This is a genomic window from uncultured Jatrophihabitans sp. (assembly GCF_964244045.1).
In the GTDB taxonomy this organism is placed as follows: Bacteria; Actinomycetota; Actinomycetes; order Mycobacteriales; family Jatrophihabitantaceae; genus Jatrophihabitans.
The window spans coordinates 343498-349497 of record NZ_CAXTHK010000001.1 but is presented as its reverse complement, the minus strand read 5'-3'; the positions used below and the strand labels follow the sequence as shown (position 1 = coordinate 349497).

At 67.4% G+C, this 6000-nt stretch carries 10 protein-coding genes and 2 pseudogenes; all 12 read left to right on the top strand.

Going from position 1 to position 6000, the window contains the following annotated elements; genetic code table 11:
- Nucleotides 1-228, top strand: a pseudogene (locus ACFFC4_RS01770) (elongation factor Tu); the annotation flags it as partial.
- Between the two features lie 122 nt (nt 229-350).
- The gene (rpsJ, locus tag ACFFC4_RS01765) at nt 351-656 is read left to right on the top strand and encodes a 30S ribosomal protein S10 (RefSeq protein ID WP_040804197.1); all 306 of its coding nucleotides are present in this window, start codon (nt 351-353) and stop codon (nt 654-656) included.
- A 13-nt stretch (nt 657-669) separates the two neighbouring features.
- The gene (rplC, locus tag ACFFC4_RS01760; RefSeq protein WP_375497146.1) at nt 670-1341 is read left to right on the top strand and encodes a 50S ribosomal protein L3; all 672 of its coding nucleotides are present in this window, start codon (nt 670-672) and stop codon (nt 1339-1341) included.
- The gene (gene rplD / locus ACFFC4_RS01755) at nt 1341-2078 is read left to right on the top strand and encodes a 50S ribosomal protein L4 (protein ID WP_375497144.1); all 738 of its coding nucleotides are present in this window, start codon (nt 1341-1343) and stop codon (nt 2076-2078) included. The genes rplC and rplD overlap by 1 nt, the downstream gene beginning before the upstream one ends.
- The gene (rplW, locus tag ACFFC4_RS01750; protein WP_375497142.1) at nt 2078-2371 is read left to right on the top strand and encodes a 50S ribosomal protein L23; all 294 of its coding nucleotides are present in this window, start codon (nt 2078-2080) and stop codon (nt 2369-2371) included. Before rplD ends, rplW begins: the two co-directional genes overlap by 1 nt.
- A gap of 2 nt (nt 2372-2373) precedes the next feature.
- Nucleotides 2374-3207 (top strand): 50S ribosomal protein L2, encoded by an 834-nt coding sequence (rplB, locus tag ACFFC4_RS01745; protein WP_375497140.1) that lies wholly within the window; start codon nt 2374-2376, stop codon nt 3205-3207.
- A gap of 8 nt (nt 3208-3215) precedes the next feature.
- Complete coding sequence (gene rpsS, locus ACFFC4_RS01740; RefSeq protein WP_375497138.1) at nt 3216-3497, top strand: 30S ribosomal protein S19; 282 nt, start codon at nt 3216-3218, stop codon at nt 3495-3497.
- A gap of 18 nt (nt 3498-3515) precedes the next feature.
- Nucleotides 3516-3917 (top strand): 50S ribosomal protein L22, encoded by a 402-nt coding sequence (rplV, locus tag ACFFC4_RS01735; protein WP_375497136.1) that lies wholly within the window; start codon nt 3516-3518, stop codon nt 3915-3917.
- Nucleotides 3917-4783, top strand: a pseudogene (gene rpsC / locus ACFFC4_RS01730) (30S ribosomal protein S3); the annotation flags it as partial. The gene rplV and the pseudogene rpsC, both read left to right, overlap by 1 nt.
- Nucleotides 4784-5000: 217 nt before the next feature.
- Entirely contained in the window at nt 5001-5420 is a 420-nt protein-coding gene (gene rplP / locus ACFFC4_RS01725; RefSeq protein WP_375497134.1) for a 50S ribosomal protein L16, read from the top strand.
- Complete coding sequence (gene rpmC, locus ACFFC4_RS01720) at nt 5420-5704, top strand: 50S ribosomal protein L29 (protein ID WP_375497132.1); 285 nt, start codon at nt 5420-5422, stop codon at nt 5702-5704. The genes rplP and rpmC overlap by 1 nt, the downstream gene beginning before the upstream one ends.
- The gene (gene rpsQ, locus ACFFC4_RS01715) at nt 5701-5982 is read left to right on the top strand and encodes a 30S ribosomal protein S17 (RefSeq protein ID WP_375497130.1); all 282 of its coding nucleotides are present in this window, start codon (nt 5701-5703) and stop codon (nt 5980-5982) included. Before rpmC ends, rpsQ begins: the two co-directional genes overlap by 4 nt.
- Nucleotides 5983-6000: the final 18 nt, after the last annotated feature.

The following is a 6000-nucleotide window of genomic DNA, read 5'->3' as shown; positions in this document are numbered from 1 at the left end:
CACACGCCGTTCTTCAACAACTACCGCCCGCAGTTCTACTTCCGCACCACGGACGTGACCGGCGTCGTCACCCTCCCCGAGGGCACCGAGATGGTCATGCCGGGCGACAACACCGAGATGTCGGTCGAGCTGATCCAGCCGATCGCCATGGAGGACGGCCTGCGCTTCGCGATCCGCGAGGGTGGCCGCACCGTCGGTGCCGGCCGCGTCACCAAGATCGTCGAGTAGCAATACACACCTGATCCATCCTGCTGGGGCGGACACGCTCCGCCCCAGCAGGCGCCCTTCATCCACCAGTGGTGAGCGGGCTCGAACCTGAGCAGCACCGAGAACAGCGAAGGTAGTCACCAATGGCGGGACAGAAGATCCGCATCCGGCTCAAGGCCTACGACCACGAGGCCATCGACGCCAGCGCGCGCAAGATCGTCGAGACCGTGACCCGGACGGGCGCACGCGTCGTCGGTCCGGTGCCGCTGCCGACCGAGAAGAACATCTACTGCGTCATCCGCTCGCCGCACAAGTACAAGGACAGCCGCGAGCACTTCGAGATGCGCACCCACAAGCGACTCATCGACATCCTCGACCCGACGCCCAAGACGGTTGACGCGCTCATGCGCATCGACCTGCCGGCGAGCGTCGACGTCAACATTCAGTAACGCGGGAAGAGACATGGCAAACGTGAAGCAGGGGATTCTGGGCGAGAAGCTCGGCATGACCCAGGTCTTCGACGAGAACAACCGGATCGTTCCGGTGACCGTCGTGAAGGCCGGGCCGTGCGTCGTCACCCAGATCCGGACGCAAGAGAAGGACGGCTACACCGCCGTCCAGCTCGCCTATGGGCAGATCGACCCGCGCAAGGTCACCAAACCGGTTGCCGGGCACTTCAAGGCCGCCGACGTGACGCCGCGCCGCCACCTGGTCGAGCTGCGCACCGACGCGATCGCCGACTACACGGTGGGCGCCGAAATCACTGCCGACCTGTTCACCGACGGCGCTCGGGTCGACGTGAGCGGCACCACCAAGGGCAAGGGCACCGCCGGTGTCATGAAGCGCCACGGCTTCCACGGCGTCTCGTCCTCGCACGGTGCGCACCGCAACCACCGCAAGCCCGGCTCGATCGGTGCTTGCGCTACGCCCGGCCGCGTGTTCAAGGGCATGCGCATGGCCGGCCGGATGGGCCACGTCAAGGCGACCATCACCGGCCTGACGATCCACAAGGTCGACGCCGAGCGGGGACTGCTGCTCATCAAGGGCGCCATCCCCGGTCCTACCGGTGGCCTGGTGTTCGTGCGTTCGGCCGGCAAGTCCGGCGACGTCGCTCCGATCGACAAGGGGCTGTGATGACCACCGCCACCACGTCCAACCTCACCCTGACCGTGCAAACCCCCGGTGACGCGACGGAAGGCACCGACACTGTCGAGCTGCCGGCCGAGATCTTCGACGTCCCGGTCAACATCCCGCTGATCCACCAGGTGGTCGTGGCGCAGCTCGCCGCGGCCCGCCAGGGCACGCACGCGACGAAGACGCGCGCCGATGTCCGTGGTGGTGGAAAGAAGCCGTACCGCCAGAAGGGCACCGGCCGCGCGCGCCAGGGTTCGACCCGTGCGCCGCAGTTCGTCGGCGGTGGCGTCGTCCACGGCCCGCAGCCTCGCAACTACGAGCAGCGCACGCCGAAGAAGATGAAGGCCGGCGCGCTGCGCGGAGCATTGTCCGATCGCGCCCGCAACGGCTGCGTCTACGTGGTGTCCTCGCTCGTCACCGGCGACGCGCCTTCGACGAAGGACGCCGCGGCGACGTTGGCCAAGGTCAGCGGCAAGCGGCACGTTCTCGTCGTAGCCGAGCGCACCGACGGTGTCACCTGGCCCAGCCTGCGCAACATCGCCTCGGTGCACCTCATCGAGCCGGGCCAGCTCAACACCTACGACGTGCTCATCAGCGACGACGTGGTCTTCACCCGCGGCGCGCTCGACGCGTTCCTTGCCGGTCCCGTGAAGGGCAAGTCCGCCAAGGGTGCTGCGTCCTCCCTCGAACTCGAGGCAGACACCGCTGCTTCCGCTACCGCGAAGGAGACCGTCTGATGTTCGACGACCCTCGTGACGTCCTGCTGGCCCCGGTCATCTCGGAGAAGAGCTACGGCCTGTTGGATGAGAACAAGTACACCTTCGAGGTCCACCCGCAGGCCAACAAGACGCAGATCAAGATTGCGATCGAGAAGGTCTTCGCGGTCAAGGTGACCGACGTGAACACCCTCAACCGGCAGGGTAAGCGCAAGCGCACCCGCGGTGGCTTCGGCCAGCGCAAGAGCGTCAAGCGCGCCATCGTCACCCTGCGCGCCGGCGACCGCATCGACGTGTTCGGACAGATTGGCTGATCATGGCTATTCGTAAATACAAGCCGACGACCCCGGGCCGTCGTGGCTCCTCGGTCGCGGACTTCGCCGAGGTCACCCGTGACCACCCGGAGAAGTCGCTGGTCCGCCCCCTGCACAACAAGGGCGGGCGCAACAACTCCGGCAAGATCACGACCCGGCACCAGGGCGGCGGCCACAAGCGCGCCTACCGGGTGATCGACTTCCGTCGCCACGACAAGGACGGCGTCCCGGCCAAGGTCGCGCACATCGAGTACGACCCGAACCGCACCGCGCGCATCGCGCTGCTGCACTACGCCGACGGCGAGAAGCGCTACATCCTCGCGCCGCGGCTGCTCAAGCAGGGCGACCCGATCGAGAACGGCCCGAGCGCCGACATCAAGCCGGGCAATTCGCTGCCGATGCGCAACATCCCTGTGGGTACGGTCATCCACGCCATCGAGCTGCGGCCCGGCGGCGGCGCGAAGATCGCCCGTTCGGCCGGCACGAGCGTGCAGCTCGTCGCCAAGGACGGCCCCTACGCCCAGTTGCGCATGCCCTCCGGTGAGATCCGCAACGTCGACGTGCGCTGCCGTGCCACCGTCGGCGAGGTCGGCAACGCCGAGCAGAGCAACATCAACTGGGGCAAGGCCGGCCGCATGCGTTGGAAGGGCAAGCGCCCGACCGTCCGCGGTGTCGCCATGAACCCGGTCGACCACCCGCACGGTGGTGGTGAGGGCAAGACGTCCGGTGGCCGTCACCCGGTGAACCCCAACGGCAAGCCCGAGGGACGCACCCGTCGCAGCAAGCCGAGCGACGACCTGATCGTCCGCCGCCGCCGTACGAACAAGAAGCGCTGAGGAATCTGATGCCACGCAGTCTGAAGAAGGGCCCGTTCGTCGACGACCACCTGCTCAAGAAGGTGGACGCGGCCAACGACAAGAACAGCAAGAACGTGATCAAGACCTGGTCGCGTCGCTCGACGATCATCCCCGACATGCTCGGGCACACGATCGCCGTGCACGACGGCCGCAAGCACGTCCCGGTGTTCGTCACCGAGGGCATGGTCGGTCACAAGCTGGGCGAGTTCGCGCCGACGCGGACGTTCAAGGGTCATATCCGCGACGACCGCCGCGCGCGGCGCGGCTGAGTCGCAGGAGACTGAAACATGACAAATCCAGTCGAAGTACGGACGGCGTTCGCGAAGGCGTCGCACGTTCGTGTCTCACCGATGAAGGCGCGTCGCGTGATCGCCCTGATCCGCGACCTGCCCGCGCAGGAGGCGCTGTCGGTGCTGAAGTTCGCGCCGCAGGCAGCCAGCGAGCCGGTGGGCAAGGTGCTGGCCAGTGCCATCGCCAACGCCGAGCACAACTTCCAGCTCGACCCGCAGACGCTCGTCGTCTCTCGTGCCTACGTGGACGAGGGCCCGACGATGAAGCGCTTCCGGCCCCGGGCCCAGGGACGCGCGTACCGCATCCGCAAGCGCACCAGTCACATCACCATCGAGGTCGAGAGCATCGACTCGCGTAGCACGGGTAACACTCGAAGCACGGGCCGGAGGGCTAACTAATGGGTCAGAAGGTAAACCCGAACGGCTTCCGTCTCGGCATCAGCACCGACTGGAAGAGCCGCTGGTTCGCGGACAAGGAATACGCCGCGTACGTGAAGGAAGACGTCGCCATCCGTCGCCTGATGTCCAAGGGCATGGAGCGCGCCGGCATCGCCAAGGTCGAGATCGAGCGCACCCGCGATCGCGTGCGGGTCGACATCCACACCGCCCGTCCGGGGATTGTCATCGGCCGCCGTGGCGCCGAGGCCGACCGCATCCGCGGCGAGCTCGAGAAGCTCACCGGCAAGCAGGTCCAGCTCAACATCCTTGAGGTCAAGAACCCGGAGGGTGACGCTCAGCTGGTTGCCCAGGGCGTCGCCGAGCAGCTGTCCAACCGCGTCAGCTTCCGCCGCGCGATGCGCAAGAGCATGCAGTCCGCGCTGCGCAGCCCTGGCGTCAAGGGGATCCGGGTGCAGTGCGCCGGCCGCCTCGGTGGCGCCGAGATGTCGCGCTCGGAGTTCTACCGCGAGGGACGCGTCCCGCTGCACACGCTGCGCGCGAACATCGACTACGGCTTCTACGAGGCCAAGACGACGTTCGGCCGCATCGGCGTGAAGGTCTGGCTGTACAAGGGCGAGGTGCCCACCGGTTCGCGCGCCGAGCGCGAGGCCGCGGCCGCCGCCGAGGCGCTGCGTGAGCGTCGCGACCGGCCGGCCGCCGGCTCGCGTCCGCGCCGTTCCGGCTCGCAGGGCACCACCGGCGTCAGCACCGATGCCGGGCGCGCCGCGTCGGGCCAGGGTCCGGTCACGGAGACCGCCGAGGCTCCGGCCACCGAGGCTTCGGCCACGGACGTGCCGGTCACGGAGGCCGCTGTCACCGAGGCCCAGCCGGTCACCGAGGCCGTCGATGCTGGATCTGCGGCTGCTGCCGCTGATGCCGGATCTGCGGCTGCCGCCGCGGGCACGCAGGAGTCGCCGATCACCACGGCCACCGAGGCCGACGCCGAGATCGCCGAGGACGCGCCCTCGAGCACCACCGAGACCGTCGCCACCGATTCCACCGACACATCAGGGGCTACCGCCCCCACCGAGAAGAGCTGATCTCGTGCTCATCCCACGCAGAGTCAAGCACCGCAAGCAGCACCACCCGACCCGTCGGGGCATGGCCTCCGGCGGCACGCAGGTGTCCTTCGGTGAGTACGGCGTCCAGGCCCTTGAGCCGGCCTACGTCACGAACCGGCAGATCGAGTCGGCGCGTATCGCGATCAACCGGCACATCCGCCGTGGCGGCAAGGTGTGGATCAACATCTACCCGGACCGTCCGCTCACCAAGAAGCCGGCCGAGACCCGCATGGGTTCCGGTAAGGGTTCGCCGGAGTGGTGGATCGCCAACGTCAAGCCCGGTCGCGTCCTGTTCGAGCTCTCGTTCCCGAACGAGAAGATCGCTCGCGAGGCGCTGACACGCGCCATCCACAAGCTGCCGATGAAATGCCGCATCGTCACGCGGGAAGCGAGTGATTTCTGATGACCACCAACACCGCTGAGCTGCGAGAGCTGCACGACGACGAGCTCGAGACCCGCCTGCGCGAGTCGAAGGAAGAGCTGTTCAACCTGCGCTTCCAGATGGCTACCGGGCAGCTCGACAACAACCGGCGACTGCGCACCGTGAAGCACGACATCGCGCGGATCTACACGATCCTGCACGAGCGTGAGCTCGGTCTGTCCGTCGCTCCCGAGAACGTCGCCACCGGCGTCAGCGCTGATTCCGGTGCGGACGGCAAAGCTGCAAACGAGAGTGTGAAGGCATGACCGAGGCAACCGAGACGACCGAGGACCGCACCTCGCACCGCAAGGTGCGCGAGGGCCTGGTCGTCAGCGACAAGATGTCCAAGACCGTCGTGGTCGAGGTCGAGGACCGCGTCAAGCACCCGCTGTACGGCAAGGTCATCCGCCGCACCACCAAGCTCAAGGTGCACGACGAGTCCAACGAGGTGGGCGTGGGCGACCGCGTCCTCATCATGGAAACCCGTCCGCTGTCCGCGACCAAGCGCTGGCGCGTGGTCGAGGTCCTCGAGCAGGCGAAGTAGCACCACCTCAGCTCAATC